The following is a 19,884-nucleotide window of genomic DNA, read 5'->3' on the forward strand; positions in this document are numbered from 1 at the left end:
GCCAGAAAAAGGTCCGGCTCAACTGGGAGACAGGACGATGCAGCATCAGATCGTATCCCGGCAGGACTGGCTTGCCGCCCGCAAGGCTCATCTTGCCGCCGAAAAGGATTTTACCCGCGCCCGCGACCGGCTGTCCGCCGAACGCCGGGCTCTGCCCTGGGTCAGGATCGACAAGGATTACATCTTCGAGGGACCCGAGGGCCGCCTGACGCTGTCCGAGCTGTTCGGCGCCAACAGCCAGCTCGTGATCTACCACTTCATGTTTGCGCCCGGCTGGGAGGAGGGCTGCCCCGGCTGCTCCTTCCTCTCCGACCATTTCGACGGCGCAAACCTCCACTTGAAGCATCACGACGTCAGCCTCGTCGCGGTCTCGCGCGCGCCCCTCGCCGAGTTCCAGGCGTTCAGGAAGCGCATGGGCTGGGCGTTCGACTGGGTCTCCTCGGCCGGAAGCGACTTCAACCACGACTTCCACGTCTCGCCGAGCCCAGCCGAGCAGGAGGCCGGTCGCTACGAATACAACTACGAGACCCATGACGGGCAGGGCGGCGAGATGCCGGGCCTCTCGGTGTTTTATCGCAACGACGAGGGCGAGATCTTCCACACCTACTCGTCCTATGCCCGCGGCGGCGACCTGCTGATCGGGGCCAACAACTTTCTCGATATGACGCCCAAGGGCCGAAACGAGACGGAGATCATGGACTGGATGCGTCACCATGATCGCTACGACGAGAAGCCCATCGCCAAGGCCGGTGCAGAGCCGGCCATGGCTGGCGCCTGCGGCTGCAGCTGAATCCACCTGTCGTTCCGGCGTCGCATCCATAGCGATCTGGCGTTGGCCTGCCGGTTCCATGTCCGGCCTCAAACGCATGAGAGTGAAGCCATGACCTATGTGCAAGGATTCGTCGTCGCCGTGCCGGCAGCGAACAAGGAAGCCTATCGCAAGCACGCCGCTGACGCGGCTCCGATCTTCAGGGAGTTCGGCGCAACCCGCATCGTCGAGACCTGGGGCGACGATATCCCGGACGGCAAGCTCACCGACTTCAAGGGCGCGGTGAAGGCGACGCCAGACGAGGTCGTCGTGTTCTCCTGGCTCGAATTTCCCGACAAGGCCACCGCGGAGGCCGCCAACACCAGGATGATGAGCGATCCGCGCATGAAGGATATGGGCTCGGCCACGCACTTCGACGGCAAGCGCATGATCTATGGCGGTTTCGCCGCGTTGGTGGACGAGGGTTCGGGCGGGGAGGCGGGTTATATCGACGGCATGGTGGCGGCCGTGCCGACCGGCAACAAGGACGCCTACCGGGATTTCGTCACCCTTCACGGCGCGGTTCTGCGCGAGTGCGGCGCATCGCGCGTCGTCGACGCATGGGCCGAGGATGTCCCCGATGGCAAGGTCACCGACTTCAAGCGCGCGGTTCAGGCGTCGGGCGACGAGAAGGTCGTCTATTCCTGGGTCGAGTGGCCCTCGAAGCAAGCGCGCGACGCGGGCTGGCGGAAGGTCATGTCCGACCCGCGGATGCGGCGCGAGATGCCGTTCGACGGCAAGCGCCTGATCCATGGCGGCTTCAGGCCGATTCTCGACGCGTAGTCCTTGCTTGCCTGATCGGGCGACACGGCGTCATCCCGGACCTTCGCCTCGCGGGCTTGGAATGACGCCGTTCGCGCCAGCGTCGGCCTGGCGGTGGCGGTTGGCGGGCCATTGCGTCCGCGAGGCCTGCTCCCGGCATGCCAGCCCTGCCGCGTGCGGCTTGCCGCCGGCATCGAAATCGCTCACAGCGTGCGGGCCTGCCCGTCACCCGGACGTTTCGCCATGTTTGCTGGAATACCTTTGGGCGATCTCGCCTTCCTCGCGGTTTCGCTGATTGCGGCCGGTGCTTTGACCGGCGTGATGGCGGGGCTGTTCGGCGTCGGCGGCGGCGCGGTCATCGTGCCGATCCTGTACGAAGTGTTTCGCGTCATCGGCGTAGCCGATGAAGTCCGCGCGCCGCTCTGCGTCGGCACCTCGCTCGCCATCATCATCCCGACCTCGATCCGCTCCTTCAACGCCCATCGCGCCAAGGGACTGGTCGATCTCGATATCCTCAAGGTCTGGGCCGTTCCGGTCGTGCTCGGCGTCGTCGGCGGCAGCTTCATTGCGCGCTTCGCCCCGCCCGACCTGTTCAAGATCGTCTTCGTCGTCGTCGCGGTGGCGAGCGCGCTGCGCCTGCTCTTCGCATCCGACAAATGGCAACTCGGGACCGAGATGCCCGGCAAGGGCCTGATGACGGTCTATGGCGGCATCATCGGGGTGCTCTCGGCGCTGATGGGCATCGGCGGCGGCCAGCTCTCCAGCCTGTTCATGACCTTCTATGGCCGGCCGATCCATCAGGCAGTCGCGACCTCTTCTGGGCTGGGCGTGCTGATCTCGATCCCCGGCGCGCTCGGCTTCATCTATGCCGGCTGGCCGAAGATGGACATCCTGCCGCCGCTCTCGCTCGGCTATGTCTCCTTCATCGGCTTCCTGCTCTTCATCCCGACGTCGATCTGGACGGCCCCGATCGGAGCGCGGTTGGCGCACAAGCTTTCCAAGCGCCGGCTCGAAGTGGCGTTCGGGCTTTTTCTGCTGGTGGTGGCCGGCCGTTTCATCTGGTCGCTGATCTTCTGAAGGACAGGGGCGCGTCGACCATGGTGGCGAGTGCGGAACAGCTCGAAATCCGGGCTCTTCTGCCATCGGACCATGACGCGCTCGCGGCCCTGATGCAGGAGATGCAGGCGCATTACGCCGTGCCCTGTCCGCCCTTCGCGGAGATCGTGGCCGGGCTCGCGGCAAGGCCCGCCAATGCCGAACTGCTGGTTGCGGAACGAGACGGCGCGCTGATCGGCTTCGTCGCCTTTGCCGCGATCTATCCAGGCCCCGGCCTGAAGCCCGGTATCTTCATGAAGGAAATCTATGTCGCCGCCGCCGCGCGCGACTCGGGCGCGGGCCGCGCGCTGATGGCAGCGCTTGCCAGACAGGCCAAAGCCCGGGGACTGTCCCGGGTCGACTGGACGGCCGATGCCGACGACCACCGGCTTTGCGCGTTCTACGAGGCGCTGGGCGGCAAGCCGCAGCCGAAGAAGCTGTTCTTCCGTCTGACGGGCGAGGCGCTCGACAAACTCGGCTCCAGCTGACCTGGCAGATCAGCGCCCGGTGTCGAGCTGTTTCAGCCTCTCGCCGAGCGTCGCCATCACCGCCAGCCGCTCCGCCTCGCTCATGCCGGCCCATTGCGCGATCTCGCGCAGCGTCCGTCCGCAGCCTTCGCAGAGGTTGCTGACCGGGTCGATGACGCAGATTTTGATGCAGGGGCTCGACGCGGTCATGGCCGGCCCAGCCCGAGCGCGATCGAAAAACCGAGATAGACGCAGATTTCGCAGAGTTGCTGCGCCGCGCCGATGATGTCGCCGGTCTGGCCGCCGATCAGTCGGCGCGCCTGCCGCGTGACGATCTCGATGGCGCCGGCCGAGAGCGCCAGCCCGGCAAACAGCCCCCAGAGCGGCAACTCGGCCGCAAGCGTCAGCGCGGCCGCAAGGCTGATCGAACCCGCAAGCCCGATCGCGAGGCTGCGCGGGGCCGGGCGTCCGACGCTGGCCGCCCGGCCCTCAGCGCGCGCAGGCGGCAGCGCGGCGAGAATCCGGATGCTCTCGTTGCGGGACCAGATCGCCGCGACCAGCAGCACGGCGCCTGTGGCCCAGACCCCGGCAACCGCCAGGATGCCAGCCAGCGCCGTCACGCGCAGCAGCAGCGACAGGCCAAGCGCCATCGCGCCGTAGGAGCCGATGCGGCTGTCGCGCATGATCTCGAGCCGCCGCTCGGGCGTGCTCCCACCAAACAGCCCGTCCGCCGTGTCGGCGAGGCCGTCCTCATGCAATGCGCCGGTCGTCAGCGCCAGCGCCGCGACCGCCATAGTGGCCGCGAGCGGGCCGGACAGGCCGGCCAGTCCCGCCAGCACGATGACGATGGCGGCGGGCGCGGAGATGACCAGCGCCGCCAGCGGCATCGCGCCCAGCACGAGCCTGAAATCCGGCAACCCATGGATATCGCTTTCGCCGGGCATGCGCGGGGCCGGCAGACGCGAGAAGAAGCGCACGCAGATCGCGGTCGCGACGAGCAGGCCCGGCCATCGCGGCTCTGGCGGGCTCCCGGGTGCGCTCTGCTGCTGCTCGACCATGCCGCGATTTTCGTCCTCGATTGTCTTTGTCGGCCTGAGCCTATAGCAGCACGCGCAAGGCGGTTGCCATCGCGAAGCGTCGGGCAAGCCGCTGTCCAGCTGCAAGAGACGCCCCATGCCTGCCTCCGGTCTGCCCTTTGATGATATCCGCGGCCTCATCGCCAGCATGCCGGGCGCCGACATGGCGGCAGCCAACGCCGTGCGCGCCCGCGACAAGGAACTGACCAAGCCCGCAGGCAGTCTCGGCCGCATGGAGGAGATCGCCGAATGGCTCGCCGCCTGGCAGGCAAAGGCGAAACCCGCCGTCGCCCGGCCGCTGGTCTGCGTTTTTGCCGGCAATCACGGTGTGGTGGCGCAGGGCGTCTCGGCTTATCCCCAGGAGGTGACGCGCCAGATGCTGGAGAATTTCGCCGCCGGCGGCGCGGCGATCAACCAGATCTGCGCGGCTTTCGATCTCGGCTTCAAGGTCTTCGATCTCGCGCTCGATCTGCCGACCGGCGACTTCACCAAGGAAGATGCGCTCGATGAGCGCGCCTGCGTCGCCACCATGGCCTTCGGCATGGAGGCGCTGGCTGGTGGAGCGGACCTGCTCTGCCTCGGCGAGATGGGCATCGGCAACACGACTTCGGCCGCCGCGATCTATGCAGCGCTCTATGGCGGCGGCGCGGCAATGTGGTGCGGTCGCGGCACCGGCGTCGACGATGACGGCCTGAAGCGCAAGATCGCCGCCGTCGAGGCCGGCCTTGCCCATCATGGCGCGCATCTGTCCGATCCGCTCGAAGTGCTGCGCCGCTTCGGCGGGCGCGAGATGGCGGCGATCTGTGGCGCGATCATCGCGGCGCGCCTCCAGCGCATCCCGGTGATCCTCGACGGCTATGTCGTCTGCGCGGCGGCGGCCGTCCTGCACGCGCTCGAACCTTCCGCGATCGACCATTGCCTGGCCGGCCACCTCTCGGCCGAGGGCGCGCATGCGCAGGTGCTGGCGCGGCTCGGAAAGCAGCCGCTGCTGGCGCTCGACATGCGGCTCGGCGAGGGCTCAGGCGCTGCGCTCGCGACCAGCCTCGTCAAGGCTGCAGCCGCGATTCACTCCGGCATGGCGACGTTTGCGCAGGCGGGCGTGGCGGGTAAGGGCGAGTGACTGTCAGCTCAGCCGCTGGCCGGCCGTAGTCCAAACGCGATCAGCGCGAGCGCGACTGACATCAGTATCCAGCCGGGATGCAGACCGCGCGTTCCCCACAGATTGCCAAGCGCGCCATAGAGGTAAAGGCCGCCGACGATCAGGCCGGTCGTCAGTCTGGCGTCCCGCCCGAACCCGTTCGCCGCCGCGATCAGGGCGAGCCCGCCGAGAAACCAGGCCGCCGTGCTGAAATGCAGCAGCAGCGGGACGAGCCGCCGGATCGGCGCGCTTGTCCGCTCATCGGCAAACGCTTCGAACGGCGTCACCATCAGCCTCTGGACCAGGACGCCGTGCACCACGGCGACGGCGCTTCCGATGACGCCGGCCGAGGACAGTGCAACATTTTGCCAGTTCATGTCCATACACCTCTGTATGGACTATGTTCCCGGCGCTGGCGGGAGTCAATACAGTTGTGTATGGTCGCGGCCATGAGGGATCGGCTGACGGCATCCGACTGGATCAGGCATGGCCTGCGGACGCTCGGCGACGAGGGGCAAAACGCCCTGAAGGTCGGCCCGATGGCGACGAAGCTGAATGTCTCGCGCGGCAGCTTCTACTGGCATTTCCGCGACATCGCCGATTTCGAGAATCAGATCCTCCAGAGCTGGCAGGAGCACACGACCGAACAGGTCATCCGGGAACTGGAAGCCGGAAAAGCCGCGCCGGAGCGCCTGACGCATTTGATGCGGCGGGCCTTCGGCGGAACCCGCAATCTCGACCGCGCGATCAGGGCCTGGGCCGCCAGCGACGATGCCGTCGCTGCAGTCGTGGCGTCGGTCGATGCGCGCAGGGTCGACTATATCGCCGATTTGCTGGTTGCGGCCGGCGTCGCGCCCGGCCGGGCCTCGTCCCGGGCCGCGTTCATGTACTGGGCCTATCTCGGGCAGGCGATGGTGATGGAGCCGCGTCATGCTGCAATTCCGGCGGCCGACATGGACGATATCAGCGGCCTGTTCGAAAGCTGATGAGTCTCGACAGGGTCCGTGGGCTGCGTGAGCGTCGCACGGTCGGTGCGGAAAAAGGATTGAAAATATACCGTTTCCATACTAAATCAGCGCATGGAGTTTGAGTTCGATCCTGACAAGAGCGCTCTTAATCGCGTCAAGCACGGGATCGATTTCGAACAGGCGCAGAGCCTCTGGGACGACGCCCGCCTTCTGATCGCGGAGGCTCGCACAAGCGACGAGTCGCGTTTCATGACGGTCGGCATGTTGGGGCACCGTTATTGGTCGGCGATCTTCACGGTGAGATCACGGCGCATACGCCTGATTTCGGTGAGACGCGCCCGAGATGAGGAGATTGATCGCTATGAAGGCGCATGAGTTCGACGAGGCGTTTGATCGTGGCGACAGCGTCGCCGATCAGATCGACTGGAGCCGTGCGCGCCGGCCGAATGTCGAGATGAAACGGGTCAACGTCGATTTTCCGGCTTGGGTGGTCGAAGGGCTCGATCGCCAGGCCGAACGACTCGGTGTTACCCGCCAGGCGCTGATCAAGCTCTGGATCGCCGAGCGACTGGGGTAGCGTCAGCCGCACGGCGGATCAGGATGATCGGGCAATCCGGAGGAAGAAGCGGCGGACTGTGTCGCAGTCTGTTCTCACGCCGCCCGTTCAGCCGGCTGCGGCACCGCTGCCAGCGTATCCATCACCCGCTCGGCCGGCAGCGTGATCGTCACTTCCGTACCAGCGCGCGGCTTGGACTTGAGGTGGAAGCCGCCGCCATGCAGGTCGATCAGGCCCTTGACGATCGGCAGGCCGAGGCCTGAGCCCTGCTCGGCCGTCTTGATCGCCAGCGAGCCGCGCCCGAAGGTCTGCAGCACGATCGGGATCTCGTCTTCCGGGATGCCGGGACCGGTGTCGGTGATAGAAACGTACTGCCCGCCATTGGCGGTCCAGCCGACCTTGATCGAGATGTCGCCGCCCTGCGGCGTGAACTTGATCGCGTTGGAGAGGATGTTCAGCACGACCTGCCGGACGGCGCGCTCATCGGCCCAGATCTTCGGCAGATCGGGCTCGATTGCATCGCGGATCGTCTGGCCCTTGGCCTTGGCGCGCAGGTTCAGCATGTGGCTGCAGTCGTCGACGATGGCGGCGAGCGAGAGCGCCTCCTCGTTCAGCTCGTATTTGCCGGCCTCGATCCGCGAGAGGTCGAGAATTTCGTTGATCAGGTTGAGCAGATGCTGGCCCGAGCCGTGGATGTCGGCGGAGTATTCCTTGTAGGCGGCGTTGGCGTGGCCGCCGAAGACCTCGTTCTTCATCACTTCGGAGAAGCCCAGGATCGCGTTCAGCGGTGTCCGCAGTTCGTGGCTCATCGTCGCGAGGAAACGCGATTTGGCGAGGTTGGCCTCCTCCGCCTTGCGCCGGGCCTCGTCGGAATTGGCGGTCGCGGTTTCGAGCTCGGCGATCAGCGCGTCCTTCTCGGCGCGGAACTCGATGGTCGAGAGCGAGCTGTAATAGAGCCGGTTGGCAAGGAAGATGAAGAAGAGCTGGGCCGCCGCCGCCATCAGCGCCATCGTGACGCTGTCGATATCGGAACGGCCCCAGAAGAACAGCCCGATGCCAAGTGTGATCGGCAGGAAGCCGGAATAGACGGCGATCGGGATCGACGCCGACAGCATCACGGTCAGCGCGCTGACGATCAGCAGCGTCGTGGTGACGAAGACCTTGGCGCCCGGCGCATCGACCGAGGCGAAAAGCAGCAGCAGCAGCGACCAGGAAAAGCCGTGAAACCCTTCCGCCAGGGTGAACAGCCGCCGCCACAGGCTTATCCGGACGTCGCCCGTCGCCTGCGCGAGGAAGCGACGGCACAGGATGACGATGATCCCGGAGCTGAGGATCACGGCGCTGAGCCAGGGCGTGACCTTGTAGACCGGCACCCAAAGGCAGGCCGCCGCCGCGACGCAGATCGCCAGGACCAGCGTCCCGACCGAACCGTTCATGCGATACTGGGCGAACTGCCGCAGCAGTTCATAGTCGAACGCGCGCACCAGACCGCTCGACGAGGTCAGCCTTTCGCGCACGGATTTGACCTCGCGCGTGACGACCTTGCGGCGCGCCAGGGCGTAGGGGTCGGGTCCGCGCCCGCGCTGCACCTGTTCGGCCGTCACTTCCGCCATGATCGGGACGTGTTTCCTTGAACGCCGGCGACGCGGAGTGCGCGACCGGCTCGCCATCATGGTCGGCAAATCGTTAAGCTCTTGCTGATGGCGCTCTTCGGATTCGGACGATCAGGGAACGGACCTTTCGGCTGGCGGCGCGTCGGCCGGCCGGTCGACCTCGTCGTGGCGCTTGGAATCGTCGGGTTGCTGGCGATTGCTGGCGCCGTCCTGCAGTATCGCCTCGGCCCGGCGCGGACATTGACCGGGGCGGTGCAGGTGATCGACGGCGACTCGCTGCGGCTGAATGGCGAAGAGCTGCGTCTCGAAGGCATCGACGCGCCGGAGTATCGGCAAAGCTGCACAGACAAGGCCGGCAGGAGCGTCGATTGCGGCCGCAATGCGCGCCGGGCGCTGCAGGCTCTGGTCGAACGCGGCCTCGTGACCTGCGACATCGGCAAGATCGACCGCTATGGCCGTGGCCTCGCGCGCTGCCGGCAGGGCGAGACCGACATCAACGCGGTGCTGGTCCAGCAGGGCCATGCCGTCGCCTATGGCGGTTACCGCAGCGAGGAGGCTGAAGCGAAGGCGGCCGGCCGTGGCCTTTGGGCGCTGACCTTCGAGCGGCCCGAGACATGGCGGCGACAGCATCCGCGTTGAAGCGGGCGACCGGCCGCCAAACAACGATCATGAAGTTGCGTCAGAGAGTTGACCGGCAAGGCCTCGTCATGGTCGGGTCGGCCCGCGACAGGGGAGAGGTTTTTTCATGAAGCTCTATGATGGTGGGCGGGCGCCCAATCCGCGGCGGGTGCGGATCTTCTTTGCCGAGAAAGGCATCGCCCTGCCGGAGCTCGTCGCAATCGACATCGCGAAGAAGGAGCATAAATCGGAGGCGTTCACCCGCATCAACCCGCTGCAACGCCTGCCTGTGCTCGAACTCGACGATGGCACCGCGCTGGCCGAGACCATCGCGATCTGCCGTTATCTGGAGAGCCTGCATCCGCATCCCCCGCTGTTTGGCGTCGATGCCAGGGAGCAGGCGCTGACGGAAATGTGGAACCGCCGCGTCGAGCTCGGCCTCTTCGCCAGCGTCGCCGCGGTGTTCCGCCATGGCCATCCCTCCATGGCCGAGCTCGAGGAGCAGGTGCCGGAATGGGCCGAGGCCAATCGCGAGCAGATCGATGACCATCTCTGGATTCTCGAACTTCAGCTTGCCGGAAACCGCTACGTCTGCGGCGAGACCCTGACCGTCGCCGACATCACGGCCGGTATCGCGATCGACTTCATGAAGCCGTCGCGCATTCCGCTGCCGGAGGATTTCGTCCATATCCGGCGCTGGCACGGCGATCTCTCGGCGCGGCCGAGCTGGAAGGCCTGATGCGGTCTGTCGCCTTCGTCCTGCTGGCGCTGATGCTGTCGGCCGCGTCGGCCTCTGCCGCCGAGCGCCTGAACGGCGAGGCGATCAAGCGCGATTTCGAGGGCAACACCGTGAGCGGCCGCTACACCAATGGCGGCTTCTTCACCGAGTTCCACGATGCCGACGGCCGTGCGCTCGGCCACAATGGCTGGCAGGCCAATCGCGACGCCTGCTGGATCACCAAGGAGGATCAGGTCTGCTATTATTACGGCCCGCCGGCCGACCGCACGGTGCATTGCTTCACGGTCGAGATCGCCGACAAACTCTATGTCCTGCGCAACACCTCGAACGGCCAGATCAACGCGCTGGCGAGCATCGAGCCGGGCAATCCACGCAACCACGGCGATGGTGGCAAGCCCTGGTATTGCGACGGCCTGATCTCCAAAGCGCCGGAACCGCCGATGTCGAAGCGCAGGCTGGCGTCGCGCTGATGCGTGTCCCGGCCGCGACCTGTCTGGCTCTGTTTCTCGCGGCTTCGGCGGCGACCGCAGGTCACGCCGCCGAGCGCCTCAGCGGCGAGACGATCCGGCGCGCCTTCGAGAACAACACGGTCAGCGGCCGCTATTCCGGCAACAACCTGCCCTTCAGCGAATTCCATCATTCGGACGGGCGCGCCAGCGGCCATAACCGTGACGTTCCCAACAAGGACGCGTGCTGGATCACGACGGAAGACGCCGTCTGCTATTATTACGGTCCGCCCGAAACGCGCCGGACATATTGCTTCACGGTCGAACTCAGCGGCAGGCTCTATGTGCTGCGCAGCCGGCCGAGCGGCCGCATCAACGGTGTCGCCACGGTCGAGCCCGGCGATCCGCACGGCTTCTCCGAGAGCGCTGCGGCCTGGACCTGCGATGGCCTGATTTCGCGGGCGCCGGGCAAGACCGATCTGGCGCGGCGATGACACCCGGCGAGCCGCTCGATGCGGTGCTGGCGAAACTGCGCGCCTGCCGCATCTGCCGCGATGCGCCGCTCTATCCGCCGGCGCTGCCGCATGAACCGCGCCCGGTCATTCAGGCTGGCGAGAATGCACGTCTCTGCATCGCAGGCCAGGCGCCGGGCACCCGTGTCCATGCCAGCGGCAGGCCGTTCACCGATCCGTCGGGCGTGCGGCTGCGCGGCTGGCTTGGGCTCGACGAGGCGGCCTTCTACGATGAGGACAAGGTCGCGATCGTGCCGATGGGCCATTGTTTCCCCGGCCTCGACGCGCAGGGTGGCGACAGGCCTCCGCGCCGCGAATGCGCGCCGACATGGCGCTCGCGCGTCTTTTCGGCGCTGCCTCGCGTCGAACTCGTGCTGGCGATCGGGCTTTATGCGCAGGCTTGGCATCTCGGGCAGGCGCGGGCTGCCTCGCTGTCGCAGACCGTGGCGAACTGGCGCGCCATTCTGGATGCGCCGCGCTATCCGCGCGTGCTGCCGCTGCCACACCCGTCCTGGCGCAACAACGCCTGGCTCAGGCGCAATATCTGGTTTGAGGAAGAGCTGCTGCCGGTGCTGCGCGATGAGGTGGCGCGGCTGGTTCCAACAGGTGAGGTCGCTCAGCGATAGCCGTAGGGCGAGCTCTCGAGACCGCGATCGATCCGCCCGCGTGCCTGAACCACAGTTCGCAGCGGGCCGAAGCTTGTCTCATCGCGGGTTTCGAGCCTGACCGCGCCAGACGCGGCTGAGCCGGTGCGGCCACGCGAGCCCACGCCATATTCGACCGCGACCGAGCCACCGACGCGCACGCAGGCGGTGCCGCTTTGCAGGCGCACGAAGCCGGGGCCGTATTCCGGGCAGGGCCGGGACGACGAGCCGGCATTCCACGGCTTCGCTCTGGCCTTGGCGGTGCTTTGCCCGGGAATCGGCTCGCCGATGACCTGCGCGGCGGCAGGCAAGGCGGCGAAGGCGAGCGGCAGGATGACGAGGGTTTTGATCAGCACGAGCAGGATTCTCGCAAAAAGCAGGATTTGATCATATCCGCGGAATTCCGGCGAAGCCATGGCGGGAAACCAAGGAAAAACCCCGGCCTCGCGACCGGGGTTCGACAGGCATCGAGTTGGCCGAAAAATCGGCCGGTCGCCCTTTTCAGAGCTGGTTGGCCGCGCGCGCGCGGATCATGAAATTGTCGTAGGAATATTCGGCGATCTGGAACCAGAGATATTCGTCGTTCCGGAACGCCGCCATCGAGTCGTAGACCTTCTTGAAATCGGCGTTCTTGGCGGAGGTCTCGGCATAGACCTCCTTGGACGCCTTCAGGCAGGCTTCCATGATCTCCTGCGAGAACGGCCGCAGCTGCGCGCCCGCCCCGACCAGACGCTTCAGCGCGGCTGGATTGCGGGCATCGTATTTCGCCATCATGTCGACGGTGGTGTAGCCGCAGGCTGTCGTCAGGATCGACTTGTAGGCTTTCGGCAGCGAATCCCATTTGGCGTTGTTGATGAAGAGATGCAGGCCCGCCGAACCTTCCCACCAGCCGGGGTAGTAGTAGAACGGCGCAACCTTGTTGAAGCCGAGCTTCTCGTCGTCATAAGGGCCGACCCATTCGGCCGCGTCGACCGTTCCCTTTTCCAGCGCCGGATAGATGTCGCCGCCGGCGATCTGCTGCGGCACGACGCCGAGCTTGGCCATGACCTGTCCGGCGAAGCCGCCGATGCGCATCTTGACGCCCTGTAGATCGGCTACAGTCTTGATTTCCTTGCGGAACCAGCCACCCATCTGGCAGTTCGTGTTGCCGGCCGGGATCGCGTAGATGTTGAACTTCTTGTAGAAGTCGTTCATCAGCTCGTTGCCGCCGCCATACATGAACCAGGCGTTCTGCTGGCGCGCGTTGAACCCGAACGGGACCGCCGTGCCGAAGGCGAAGGTCGGATCCTTGCCGACATAGTAATACGACGCGGTGTGGCACATCTCGACGGTGCCGTTGGTCACGGCGTCGGAAGCCTGCAGGCCGGGCACGATCTCGCCGGCGGCGAAGGGCTGGATCTGGAATTTCCCGTCGGTCGCCTCGGAGACCACCTTCGACAGGACCTCGGACGCCCCATAGAGCGTATCGAGCGATTTCGGGAATGACGAGGTGATGCGCCATTTGAGCTCGGGCATCGCTTGGGCGATCGCGGGACTGGCGATCGCGCCGGCTGCGACTCCGACGCTGGCGGTCTTCAGGAATTGACGGCGCTTCATCTGGACTTGTCCTCCCTCAAGGATATGTGCCGCGCGCCGTTTTTCCGGTCGTCGCATTCCACAAACAAAACAGGTCTTTTCGTCAGTGCAAGAGAAAAAGCATGCCGCCCATGCAAAAATCACATGGAATTGCGACAATTTGCCACCATAGCGCGAGGTGCCCCGCATCCGCGCCGATAATGCTGATTTGTTGGGCGGCTCCGGCATCCGCTCAGGTCCGGCCGAAACGAAAAGAGCCCGGCCAGAGGCCGGGCTCTCAGAGACATGATACCCAGGGCCGCTGCCGCGGCCCGATGGGTCAGCGCGAGCGCGTGCGCACCTGGAAGACGTCGAAGGTCAGTTCCGCGACCTGCCACCAGAGATAGTGATCGCCGCGGAAGGCGGTCATCGACTCGATCGCCTTCTTGAAGTCGGGGTTCTTGGCCGAGATCTCGGTGTAGAGCTCGTTCGACGCCTTCAGGCAGGCTTCGAGGATTTCCTGCGAGAACGGGCGCAGCTGCGTGCCGGCGCCGACGAGGCGCTTCAGCGCCGGCGGGTTCACCACGTCGTACTTCGCCGCCATCCAGTTGTTGGCGTAGGTGCAGGCGGCGGTCAGCGCGGCCTGATAGGCCTTGGGCAGCGCGTTCCACTTCTCCAGATTGACGAAGGCGTGAACCGTCGGTCCACCTTCCCAGAAGCCCGGATAGTAATAGAACGGCGCGACCTTGGCGAAGCCGAGCTTCTCGTCGTCATAGGGGCCGACCCACTCGGCACCGTCGATGGTGCCCTTTTCCAGCGCCGGATAGATGTCGCCGCCGCCGATCTGCTGCGGCACGACGCCGAGCTTCGCCAGCACCTGCCCGGCGATGCCGCCGATGCGCATCTTCACGCCCTGCAGGTCGGCTACGGTCTTGATTTCCTTGCGGAACCAGCCGCCCATCTGGGCGCCGGTGTTGCCGCAGGGCAGGCCGTAGATGTTGAATTTCTTGTAGAATTCGTTGAACAGCTCGTTGCCGCCGCCCTGGAAGAGCCAGGCATTCTGCCCGCGTGCGTTGAGGCCGAACGGCACCGAGGCCGAGATCGCGAAGGTCGGATCCTTGCCGACATAGTAGTACGACACCGTGTGGCACATCTCGACGGTGTTGTTGGTCACGGCGTCGGCCGCCTGCAGCGCGGGGACGATTTCGCCGGCCGCGAAAACCTGGATCTGGAACTTGCCGTCGGTCAGGTCGGAGACCATCTTCGCCATGATCTCGGCACCGCCATAGATCGTGTCGAGCGACTTCGGGAAGCTCGACGCCAGGCGCCATTTCACTTCCGGATTGGACTGGGCGACGGCCGGAGCGGCGACCGCGGCGGCGGCTGCGCCAACGGCGGCGGTCTGGATGAATTGACGACGCTTCATAGGGACATCTCCTCGGATGGGTCTCGGATTTTCGAGCGTTTTGAAAGGCGGGTGGCGGCTTAACCGCACTTGTCTCGCGTTCTAGATGAAGGCTGCACGAATCGCGAGTGCTTTCAGCGAGGAGGCCTTCGACTTTCGACTGAGGCCGAAGATGCGAGCCGGCAGCCTTGGCTTTGTGCGCGCTTTCCGACGAGGCTATATGCAGCCATGATCGAAACCGACCGCCTCCTGCTGCGCCCGCCCACCCTGGAAGATGCCGACGCCGTCTACCGGATGCGCTCCGACCCCGAACTGATGCGGTTTATCGGAGGCAAGGCGCTGTCGCGCGAGGAGGCCTGGCAGCGTCTGCTGCGCAGCGCCGGCCACTGGTCGTTGCTGGGCTACGGGTTTTTCATGGTGGTCGAGCGCGCCGGCGGGCATGTGATCGGCGAAGCCGGCCTGATGGAATCGCGCCGCGGGCTTGGAGAGCTGTTCGATCCGTTTCCGGAAGCCGGCTGGGTCTTCGCCGGCGAGGCGACGGGGCGCGGCTATGCGACGGAAGCCGCGCGCGCGGCGCATGACTGGTTCTCGAGCCGCTCGCCGGCGAGGCGAACCGTCTGCATCATCGATCCCGCAAACGCAGCCTCGCTTCATGTCGCAGCCAAGCTCGGCTACCAGAGTTTCGGCACAGTGAGTTATCGAAAATCGACCATCACGATGCTGGAGCGCCTTGCCGGCGAATGACCCGGCTCGGATGAGCGGAAGAGGGGACCGACCATGGATCAGGACAAACTCGCCAGCCTGCGGGCGCGCTATGCCGGCGCGAGCGGGGCCGACATCCATGATCCGGCTTTCGCCAAGGTCGCAGCCGACCAGTTCAAGGGCGACAAGCGCAAATGGCCCTTCTCCGACGTCGCGACCTTCATCAGCGCGCCCTATCGTCCCGACGCGCTCGGCCTGCCCGATCTCGGCGGGTTGGACGTCGCGATCATCGGCCTGCCGATGGACCTCGGCGTCACCAACCGCGCCGGCACCCGTCTCGGGCCCCGCGCCGTGCGCGCTGTCGAACGGATGGGGCCGATGGACCATGTGCTGGGCACCGCGCCCTTCGGGATGCTGAAGGTCGCCGATATCGGCGACGTACCGTTCCGCTCGCGCTATTCGCTGGAAAGCTGCCATCAGGATATCGAGGCGACCTTCAAAACCATCGTCGCGGCCGGCGTCTCGCCGCTGGCGGTCGGCGGCGATCATTCGATCACCTACCCGATCATGCGCGCCGTCGGCGAGAAGCGCCCGGTCGGCATGGTCCATATCGACGCGCATTGCGACACGTCGGGGCCCTATGAGGGCTCGAAATTCCACCATGGCGGGCCGTTCCGGCAGGCGGTGCTCGACGGCGTGCTCGATCCGCAACGCGTCATCCAGATCGGCATCAGGGGCGGCGCCGAATATCTCTGGGAGTTCTCCTATGAGAGCGGCATGACCGTGATCCACGCCAACGAGGTCGACGATCTCGGCATCGAGGCTGTGATCGCGAAGGCGCTGGCCGTGATCGGCGACGGGCCGACTTATGTCTCCTTCGACGTCGATTCGCTCGATCCCGCCTTTGCGCCCGGCACCGGTACGCCCGAAGTTGGTGGCCTGACGCCGCGCGAGGCGCTCGCCATCCTGCGCGGGCTGAAGGGCGCCAACATCGTGGCAGCCGACGTGGTCGAGGTCGCGCCGCAATATGACGCGACCAGTAACACCGCCCAATGCGCGGCGCAGGTGCTGTTCACCGAACTCTGCCTGATCGCCGAGGCCCGCGCGGCAGGCAAAGGCCGCGTCGCGGATATGGGCCGTCCGTGAAGCGCAAACCCGTCGCGCTCGATGCGATCGACCGCAGGATCGTCGCGATCCTGCGCGACGACGGGCGCATTACCAATCAGGCGCTGTCGGAACAGGTCGGCCTGTCGGCGCGGCCCTGTCTGGAGCGCGTGCGCAAGCTCGAAAGCTCCGGCCTCATCCAGGGCTACGGGGCCCGACTCGCGCCGGAGCTTGCCGGCCATGCCATCGTCGCCTTCGCCCAGGTTTCGCTACGCGATCATTCGGTGGGCCGGCGCGAGCGCGTCGAGAAGGTTCTGAAGGCCTGCCCCGACGTGGTCGAGGTTCAGGTCGTCAGCGGCGAGGCGGACTATCTCGTCCGCATCGTCGCGGGCTCGCTCGCTGATTACGAGGAACTCACCGGGGCCTGGCTTGCCGACGCCCAACTCGGCGTGGCCAGGATCGCGACGACCTTCGCGCTGAAGGCGTTGAAGGAGTTCGGCGGCTATCCGCTGGCGGAGGGGTAACTGCCGCAGACGCGCGTTCAACCCGTCTCCGCGCGCAGGCGGTCGAGGGCGCGGTTGGCGAGGAGCGCCGCCACCGGGAATACGAGGCGCATCGGCGCCGTCAGCCGGTTCCACGCGTCGGGACGCGCCGCATAGAAGGCCGCGACATCGGCATGGACGCCGAAGTGGCGCGTACTCAGCGTCCCGCTGCCGTCGTCGACGAACTGCACGAAGGTGTTGCGGCGCCCGTCCCAGTCAGGGCGTCCGTCCGCATGCACGCCGTATCCCATGATGCGCGCCTCGCGCCGCAGCCGTCGGATCGCCGCGCGATAAAGCGCTGGATCGACGATGTAGGCGTCGGTCGCGACCCAGCGGCCGGCGAGCCAGACCTCGACATAGCTGTGGTCGACGAAGGGCGTGCCGGGGGATGTCACGCCGTGCAGGATATCGGCCTTGATGTCGACGAAGACGATCCGCGCTATCACCCCGGCGGCGTGCAGCAATGCGGCAAACAGCGTCGACTGGTTGTTGCAGAACCCACGCCTTGCGGCGAGCACCTCCGACGCCTTCATGTCGTAGAAGCGGCCGGTGAAGCCGAAGCGGATCTCGTCACGGACGAAGTCGAAGATGGCCTTGGCCCGCTCTGTATCCGAGCGGAGCCCCAGGATAAGCCGCTGCGCCGTCTCGCGGATCGAGACGTCGTGGCTGTCGATCAATGTCGTCTGCGGGTTGGCGGTCGCGTCGCTGGGCGACAACGTCACCGCGGCCAGCGCACCGATCAGTCTGCGGCGGTCCATCTGCTGCTTCCCGTCTTCGTCGCCGTCTTCTACGCAGCGCGACGCGACCGGATGACTGTGCCCAGGATTCAGGAAGGCCGCTTCGCCAGCCAGATCACATGGCGCTTGCCGCGTCCGCCGCGACCGGCCCGCGCCACGATCTCCTCGACTGAAAACCCCGCCTGCTTCAACCGCTGTGTGAAGCTTCGGTCGGGTCCCTGCGACCAGACGGCGAGAATGCCGCCGGGCGTCAGGGCCGACCGTGACGCCGCCAGGCCTGCCGCGTCGTAGAGCGCGTCGTTGGCCGCGACCGTCAGCCCGTCGGGCCCGTTGTCGACATCGAGCAGGATGGCGTCGAAGCGGGCCGGCGTCGCCGCGATGCTCTGGCCGACATCGTCGGTCGTGACCGTGACGCGCGGATCGTCGAGACAGCCTGCAAAGACATCCGCCATCGGCCCGCGCGCCCAGGCGACGACCTCGGGCACGAGTTCGGCGACCTCGATCCGCGCATCGGCCGGCAGGGTCGCCAGCGCCGCGCGCAGCGTGAAACCCATGCCGAGCCCACCGATGAGGAGATGAGGCCTGGGCCGCCCGACCAAGCGCGCGCAGGCGAGTGTCGCCAGCGCCTCCTCGGAACCGCGCAGCCGGCTGTTCATCAGTTCGTTCGCGCCCAGCATGATCGAGAATTCGCCGCCGCGCCGCTTCAGGCGCAGGCTTTCGCCGTCGGGCAGGATGGCGGTGTCGAGCAGGGACCATGGGATCACAAGCGTGGGTCTCTAGCGGGCAGGTCGGTGGCCGGACACGCGCATATAACCCCTGCGCCCAAACCTTGCGAGCCCGGAAGCCTTGCGAGCCCGGCTTGCCCGAATCTGTCGCGCGAACGACAGATTCGGCTGCCTGGAGCTTGCGCCTCGGCCCGCTCCGGCTGTGGTCGAATGCCTATCCTCGGCTTCAGCCAGGGAGAGACGCATATGAACGCCATCATCCGCGAGCAGGCCGTCTGCGCCCGAAACTATGCGCCGCTGCCGATCATGCTCTCCCACGGCGAAGGCGTCTGGCTCACCGATGTCGATGGCGTCAGGCGGCTCGACATGATGAGCGGCTATTCCGCCGTCAGTCTGGGCCATGGCCATCCGCGCATCCTGAAGGTGCTGTCGGATCAGGCGGCGAAGCTCGCCGTCACCAGCCGCGCCTTTCATACCCAGCCCCTCGGCCCTTTTCTTGAAAAGCTCTGCGAGGTCTCCGGCCAGGAGATGGCGCTGCCGATGAACACCGGCGCGGAAGCCGTCGAGACCGCGATCAAGGCGGCGCGGCGCTGGGGCCATCGCATCAAGCGCATCGAGGACGGCAGGGCGCAGATCATCGTCGCCGCCGGCAATTTCCATGGCCGCACCACCACCATCGTCGGTTTTTCCTCGGAGGAAAGCTATCGTGAGGGTTTCGGGCCCTTCGCGCCGGGTTTCGTAACCGTGCCCTTCGGCGACGCAGGCGCGGTCGAAGCCGCGATCACGCCCGGCACCGCCGCGATCCTGATCGAGCCGATCCAGGGCGAGGCCGGCATCGTCGTGCCGCCGGAAGGCTATCTGCGCCGCCTGCGCGAGATCTGCGACCGCGAGAACGTTCTGCTCATCCTCGACGAGGTCCAGTCCGGCCTTGGCCGTACCGGGCGCTGGTTCGCCCATCAGCATGACGGCATCAGGCCCGACGGTCTGATCGTCGGCAAGGCGCTCGGCGGCGGCGTCTATCCCGTCTCCGCCTTCCTGTCGTCGCGCGCGGTGATGGCGCTGTTCGAGCCCGGCTCGCATGGCTCGACCTTCGGCGGCAATGCGCTGGCCGCCGCGATCGGGCTGGAGGCGCTGACCGTGATCGAGGAGGAGGGGCTGGTCGCGCGCTCGGCGCAGCTTGGCGCGCATATGCAGGCGCGGCTGGAGGCGATGACGCGCGGCCTTGCCCGCGATGTCCGGGGCAGGGGGCTCTGGGTTGGCGTCGAGATCGATCCGCTTGCCGCCTCCGCGAAAGCGCTGGTCGGCGAACTCGCGCAGGCGGGCGTGCTCACCAGGGAGACCCATGAAACCGTGATCCGCTTCGCTCCGCCGCTGACGATCACGCGCGCCGAACTCGATTGGGGGCTCGACCGCTGCGAGGCGATTTTCCACAAGGCTGCGGCGTCCGCCGCGATGGCAGCGGCCTGAATCATCGCCGGGACGCCGTCGTCGAATCGCGTCGCGCAGGGTCGGATCGCAGAAAAATCAATAAAAACAGGTATTTGGGCTGCCGGTTCTTTGGGCGACGCCGCTCAGAAAAGCTGCAAGCCCCCACTTGCGGTCATGGCATCGGATCGCCCAATCTGTGAGCACAAGCTGGACCCGGGAACTCGAAACGCCCGGCCGGTCAAACC

Annotated in this window: 26 protein-coding genes; 17 read left to right on the forward strand and 9 right to left on the reverse strand. The window is 66.3% G+C overall.

Going from position 1 to position 19,884, the window contains the following annotated elements; translation table 11 throughout:
• The first annotated feature begins 37 nt into the window (after positions 1 to 37).
• From AC1DZY_RS00180 to AC1DZY_RS00195, 4 genes are all read left to right on the forward strand, one after another.
• Positions 38 to 790 carry a DUF899 domain-containing protein gene (locus AC1DZY_RS00180; protein ID WP_476818033.1) on the forward strand — a complete coding sequence of 251 codons (753 nt, stop codon included), beginning with the start codon at positions 38 to 40 and terminating at the stop codon, positions 788 to 790.
• Between the two features lie 90 nt (positions 791 to 880).
• Positions 881 to 1,591: a DUF1428 domain-containing protein gene (locus AC1DZY_RS00185; RefSeq protein ID WP_476818034.1), complete on the forward strand. Its 711-nt coding sequence runs from the start codon at positions 881 to 883 to the stop codon at positions 1,589 to 1,591.
• A gap of 222 nt (positions 1,592 to 1,813) precedes the next feature.
• Positions 1,814 to 2,647 carry a sulfite exporter TauE/SafE family protein gene (locus AC1DZY_RS00190; protein WP_476818035.1) on the forward strand — a complete coding sequence of 278 codons (834 nt, stop codon included), beginning with the start codon at positions 1,814 to 1,816 and terminating at the stop codon, positions 2,645 to 2,647.
• Between the two features lie 20 nt (positions 2,648 to 2,667).
• Positions 2,668 to 3,153 carry an N-acetyltransferase family protein gene (locus AC1DZY_RS00195; RefSeq protein ID WP_476818036.1) on the forward strand — a complete coding sequence of 162 codons (486 nt, stop codon included), beginning with the start codon at positions 2,668 to 2,670 and terminating at the stop codon, positions 3,151 to 3,153.
• 9 nt (positions 3,154 to 3,162) lie between these two features.
• On the opposite strand, the gene AC1DZY_RS00200 is transcribed toward AC1DZY_RS00195, so the two are convergent.
• Together AC1DZY_RS00200 and AC1DZY_RS00205 are read right to left on the reverse strand one after the other, a co-directional pair.
• Positions 3,163 to 3,342: a DUF1289 domain-containing protein gene (locus AC1DZY_RS00200; RefSeq protein WP_476818037.1), complete on the reverse strand. Its 180-nt coding sequence runs from the start codon at positions 3,340 to 3,342 to the stop codon at positions 3,163 to 3,165.
• On the reverse strand, positions 3,339 to 4,190 hold the full coding sequence (locus AC1DZY_RS00205) for an adenosylcobinamide-GDP ribazoletransferase (RefSeq protein ID WP_476818038.1): 852 nt from the start codon (positions 4,188 to 4,190) through the stop codon (positions 3,339 to 3,341). Before AC1DZY_RS00205 ends, AC1DZY_RS00200 begins: the two co-directional genes overlap by 4 nt.
• A gap of 115 nt (positions 4,191 to 4,305) precedes the next feature.
• Between AC1DZY_RS00205 and cobT the strand changes: the two genes are divergently transcribed.
• Positions 4,306 to 5,328, forward strand: coding sequence for a nicotinate-nucleotide--dimethylbenzimidazole phosphoribosyltransferase (cobT, locus tag AC1DZY_RS00210; RefSeq protein ID WP_476818039.1), 1,023 nt, complete (start codon positions 4,306 to 4,308; stop codon positions 5,326 to 5,328).
• Between the two features lie 8 nt (positions 5,329 to 5,336).
• Here cobT and AC1DZY_RS00215 read toward each other — a convergent pair whose 3' ends face one another.
• Positions 5,337 to 5,723, reverse strand: coding sequence for a hypothetical protein (locus AC1DZY_RS00215; RefSeq protein WP_476818040.1), 387 nt, complete (start codon positions 5,721 to 5,723; stop codon positions 5,337 to 5,339).
• A 72-nt stretch (positions 5,724 to 5,795) separates the two neighbouring features.
• Between AC1DZY_RS00215 and AC1DZY_RS00220 the strand changes: the two genes are divergently transcribed.
• From AC1DZY_RS00220 to brnA, 3 genes are all read left to right on the forward strand, one after another.
• Positions 5,796 to 6,332, forward strand: coding sequence for a TetR/AcrR family transcriptional regulator (locus AC1DZY_RS00220; protein WP_476818041.1), 537 nt, complete (start codon positions 5,796 to 5,798; stop codon positions 6,330 to 6,332).
• A 93-nt stretch (positions 6,333 to 6,425) separates the two neighbouring features.
• Positions 6,426 to 6,689, forward strand: coding sequence for a BrnT family toxin (locus AC1DZY_RS00225; protein WP_476818042.1), 264 nt, complete (start codon positions 6,426 to 6,428; stop codon positions 6,687 to 6,689).
• Entirely contained in the window at positions 6,676 to 6,891 is a 216-nt protein-coding gene (brnA, locus tag AC1DZY_RS00230; RefSeq protein WP_476818043.1) for a type II toxin-antitoxin system BrnA family antitoxin, read from the forward strand. The genes AC1DZY_RS00225 and brnA overlap by 14 nt, the downstream gene beginning before the upstream one ends.
• A 74-nt stretch (positions 6,892 to 6,965) precedes the next feature.
• Here brnA and AC1DZY_RS00235 read toward each other — a convergent pair whose 3' ends face one another.
• On the reverse strand, positions 6,966 to 8,483 hold the full coding sequence (locus AC1DZY_RS00235; protein WP_476818044.1) for a sensor histidine kinase: 1,518 nt from the start codon (positions 8,481 to 8,483) through the stop codon (positions 6,966 to 6,968).
• A gap of 87 nt (positions 8,484 to 8,570) precedes the next feature.
• On the opposite strand from AC1DZY_RS00235, the gene AC1DZY_RS00240 reads away from it, so the two are divergent.
• The 5 genes from AC1DZY_RS00240 to AC1DZY_RS00260 all read left to right on the forward strand — a co-directional run bounded on the left by AC1DZY_RS00240 (position 8,571) and on the right by AC1DZY_RS00260 (position 11,424).
• Positions 8,571 to 9,122: a thermonuclease family protein gene (locus AC1DZY_RS00240; RefSeq protein WP_476818045.1), complete on the forward strand. Its 552-nt coding sequence runs from the start codon at positions 8,571 to 8,573 to the stop codon at positions 9,120 to 9,122.
• A gap of 106 nt (positions 9,123 to 9,228) precedes the next feature.
• Complete coding sequence (locus AC1DZY_RS00245; RefSeq protein WP_476818046.1) at positions 9,229 to 9,840, forward strand: glutathione S-transferase family protein; 612 nt, start codon at positions 9,229 to 9,231, stop codon at positions 9,838 to 9,840.
• Positions 9,840 to 10,310, forward strand: coding sequence for a hypothetical protein (locus tag AC1DZY_RS00250; RefSeq protein WP_476818047.1), 471 nt, complete (start codon positions 9,840 to 9,842; stop codon positions 10,308 to 10,310). Before AC1DZY_RS00245 ends, AC1DZY_RS00250 begins: the two co-directional genes overlap by 1 nt.
• The gene (locus AC1DZY_RS00255; protein WP_476818048.1) at positions 10,310 to 10,780 is read left to right on the forward strand and encodes a hypothetical protein; all 471 of its coding nucleotides are present in this window, start codon (positions 10,310 to 10,312) and stop codon (positions 10,778 to 10,780) included. The genes AC1DZY_RS00250 and AC1DZY_RS00255 overlap by 1 nt, the downstream gene beginning before the upstream one ends.
• Positions 10,777 to 11,424, forward strand: coding sequence for a uracil-DNA glycosylase family protein (locus AC1DZY_RS00260; protein WP_476818049.1), 648 nt, complete (start codon positions 10,777 to 10,779; stop codon positions 11,422 to 11,424). The genes AC1DZY_RS00255 and AC1DZY_RS00260 overlap by 4 nt, the downstream gene beginning before the upstream one ends.
• Here the strand turns inward: AC1DZY_RS00260 and AC1DZY_RS00265 are convergent.
• From AC1DZY_RS00265 to AC1DZY_RS00275, 3 genes are all read right to left on the reverse strand, one after another.
• On the reverse strand, positions 11,415 to 11,798 hold the full coding sequence (locus tag AC1DZY_RS00265; protein WP_476818050.1) for a hypothetical protein: 384 nt from the start codon (positions 11,796 to 11,798) through the stop codon (positions 11,415 to 11,417). The genes AC1DZY_RS00260 and AC1DZY_RS00265 overlap by 10 nt on opposite strands.
• A gap of 145 nt (positions 11,799 to 11,943) precedes the next feature.
• A complete protein-coding gene (locus tag AC1DZY_RS00270) occupies positions 11,944 to 13,038 on the reverse strand; it encodes a TRAP transporter substrate-binding protein (RefSeq protein WP_476818051.1) in 1,095 nt (364 codons plus the stop codon).
• Positions 13,039 to 13,336: 298 nt separating this feature from the next.
• Positions 13,337 to 14,422, reverse strand: a complete 1,086-nt coding sequence (locus AC1DZY_RS00275; RefSeq protein WP_476818052.1) for a TRAP transporter substrate-binding protein — start codon at positions 14,420 to 14,422, stop codon at positions 13,337 to 13,339.
• 207 nt (positions 14,423 to 14,629) lie between these two features.
• Between AC1DZY_RS00275 and AC1DZY_RS00280 the strand changes: the two genes are divergently transcribed.
• From AC1DZY_RS00280 to AC1DZY_RS00290, 3 genes are read left to right on the forward strand one after another with little or no spacing between them, the layout of a single operon-like run.
• Positions 14,630 to 15,145, forward strand: a complete 516-nt coding sequence (locus AC1DZY_RS00280; protein WP_476818053.1) for a GNAT family N-acetyltransferase — start codon at positions 14,630 to 14,632, stop codon at positions 15,143 to 15,145.
• A 33-nt stretch (positions 15,146 to 15,178) separates the two neighbouring features.
• Positions 15,179 to 16,249: an agmatinase gene (gene speB / locus AC1DZY_RS00285; protein ID WP_476818054.1), complete on the forward strand. Its 1,071-nt coding sequence runs from the start codon at positions 15,179 to 15,181 to the stop codon at positions 16,247 to 16,249.
• Positions 16,246 to 16,731, forward strand: a complete 486-nt coding sequence (locus AC1DZY_RS00290) for an Lrp/AsnC family transcriptional regulator (RefSeq protein ID WP_476818055.1) — start codon at positions 16,246 to 16,248, stop codon at positions 16,729 to 16,731. Before speB ends, AC1DZY_RS00290 begins: the two co-directional genes overlap by 4 nt.
• A gap of 17 nt (positions 16,732 to 16,748) precedes the next feature.
• On the opposite strand, the gene AC1DZY_RS00295 is transcribed toward AC1DZY_RS00290, so the two are convergent.
• Positions 16,749 to 17,507 (reverse strand): transglutaminase-like domain-containing protein, encoded by a 759-nt coding sequence (locus AC1DZY_RS00295; RefSeq protein ID WP_476818056.1) that lies wholly within the window; start codon positions 17,505 to 17,507, stop codon positions 16,749 to 16,751.
• A gap of 68 nt (positions 17,508 to 17,575) precedes the next feature.
• Positions 17,576 to 18,250, reverse strand: coding sequence for a spermidine synthase (locus AC1DZY_RS00300; RefSeq protein ID WP_476818057.1), 675 nt, complete (start codon positions 18,248 to 18,250; stop codon positions 17,576 to 17,578).
• A gap of 207 nt (positions 18,251 to 18,457) precedes the next feature.
• Here AC1DZY_RS00300 and rocD point away from each other — a divergent pair, with 207 nt between their 5' ends.
• Positions 18,458 to 19,678 (forward strand): ornithine--oxo-acid transaminase, encoded by a 1,221-nt coding sequence (rocD, locus tag AC1DZY_RS00305; RefSeq protein ID WP_476818058.1) that lies wholly within the window; start codon positions 18,458 to 18,460, stop codon positions 19,676 to 19,678.
• The last annotated feature ends 206 nt before the right edge of the window (positions 19,679 to 19,884 follow it).

It is taken from the genome of Allobosea sp. P2_A10, assembly GCF_056405115.1.

Bases quoted from the DNA above. Each gene is read 5' to 3' on its own strand.
- AC1DZY_RS00215 (WP_476818040.1), bottom strand. From the start codon at position 5,723: ATGAACTGGCAAAATGTTGCACTGTCCTCGGCCGGCGTCATCGGAAGC.
- AC1DZY_RS00275 (WP_476818052.1), bottom strand. From the start codon at position 14,422: ATGAAGCGTCGTCAATTCATCCAGACCGCCGCCGTTGGCGCAGCCGCC.
- AC1DZY_RS00205 (WP_476818038.1), bottom strand. From the start codon at position 4,190: ATGGTCGAGCAGCAGCAGAGCGCACCCGGGAGCCCGCCAGAGCCGCGA.
- AC1DZY_RS00250 (WP_476818047.1), top strand. From the start codon at position 9,840: ATGCGGTCTGTCGCCTTCGTCCTGCTGGCGCTGATGCTGTCGGCCGCG.
- AC1DZY_RS00190 (WP_476818035.1), top strand. From the start codon at position 1,814: ATGTTTGCTGGAATACCTTTGGGCGATCTCGCCTTCCTCGCGGTTTCG.
- AC1DZY_RS00200 (WP_476818037.1), bottom strand. From the start codon at position 3,342: ATGACCGCGTCGAGCCCCTGCATCAAAATCTGCGTCATCGACCCGGTC.
- AC1DZY_RS00260 (WP_476818049.1), top strand. From the start codon at position 10,777: ATGACACCCGGCGAGCCGCTCGATGCGGTGCTGGCGAAACTGCGCGCC.
- AC1DZY_RS00195 (WP_476818036.1), top strand. From the start codon at position 2,668: ATGGTGGCGAGTGCGGAACAGCTCGAAATCCGGGCTCTTCTGCCATCG.
- speB (WP_476818054.1), top strand. From the start codon at position 15,179: ATGGATCAGGACAAACTCGCCAGCCTGCGGGCGCGCTATGCCGGCGCG.
- AC1DZY_RS00255 (WP_476818048.1), top strand. From the start codon at position 10,310: ATGCGTGTCCCGGCCGCGACCTGTCTGGCTCTGTTTCTCGCGGCTTCG.
- AC1DZY_RS00185 (WP_476818034.1), top strand. From the start codon at position 881: ATGACCTATGTGCAAGGATTCGTCGTCGCCGTGCCGGCAGCGAACAAG.
- AC1DZY_RS00225 (WP_476818042.1), top strand. From the start codon at position 6,426: ATGGAGTTTGAGTTCGATCCTGACAAGAGCGCTCTTAATCGCGTCAAG.
- AC1DZY_RS00180 (WP_476818033.1), top strand. From the start codon at position 38: ATGCAGCATCAGATCGTATCCCGGCAGGACTGGCTTGCCGCCCGCAAG.
- AC1DZY_RS00280 (WP_476818053.1), top strand. From the start codon at position 14,630: ATGATCGAAACCGACCGCCTCCTGCTGCGCCCGCCCACCCTGGAAGAT.
- brnA (WP_476818043.1), top strand. From the start codon at position 6,676: ATGAAGGCGCATGAGTTCGACGAGGCGTTTGATCGTGGCGACAGCGTC.
- AC1DZY_RS00220 (WP_476818041.1), top strand. From the start codon at position 5,796: ATGAGGGATCGGCTGACGGCATCCGACTGGATCAGGCATGGCCTGCGG.
- AC1DZY_RS00240 (WP_476818045.1), top strand. From the start codon at position 8,571: ATGGCGCTCTTCGGATTCGGACGATCAGGGAACGGACCTTTCGGCTGG.
- rocD (WP_476818058.1), top strand. From the start codon at position 18,458: ATGAACGCCATCATCCGCGAGCAGGCCGTCTGCGCCCGAAACTATGCG.
- AC1DZY_RS00295 (WP_476818056.1), bottom strand. From the start codon at position 17,507: ATGGACCGCCGCAGACTGATCGGTGCGCTGGCCGCGGTGACGTTGTCG.
- cobT (WP_476818039.1), top strand. From the start codon at position 4,306: ATGCCTGCCTCCGGTCTGCCCTTTGATGATATCCGCGGCCTCATCGCC.
- AC1DZY_RS00235 (WP_476818044.1), bottom strand. From the start codon at position 8,483: ATGGCGGAAGTGACGGCCGAACAGGTGCAGCGCGGGCGCGGACCCGAC.
- AC1DZY_RS00245 (WP_476818046.1), top strand. From the start codon at position 9,229: ATGAAGCTCTATGATGGTGGGCGGGCGCCCAATCCGCGGCGGGTGCGG.
- AC1DZY_RS00270 (WP_476818051.1), bottom strand. From the start codon at position 13,038: ATGAAGCGCCGTCAATTCCTGAAGACCGCCAGCGTCGGAGTCGCAGCC.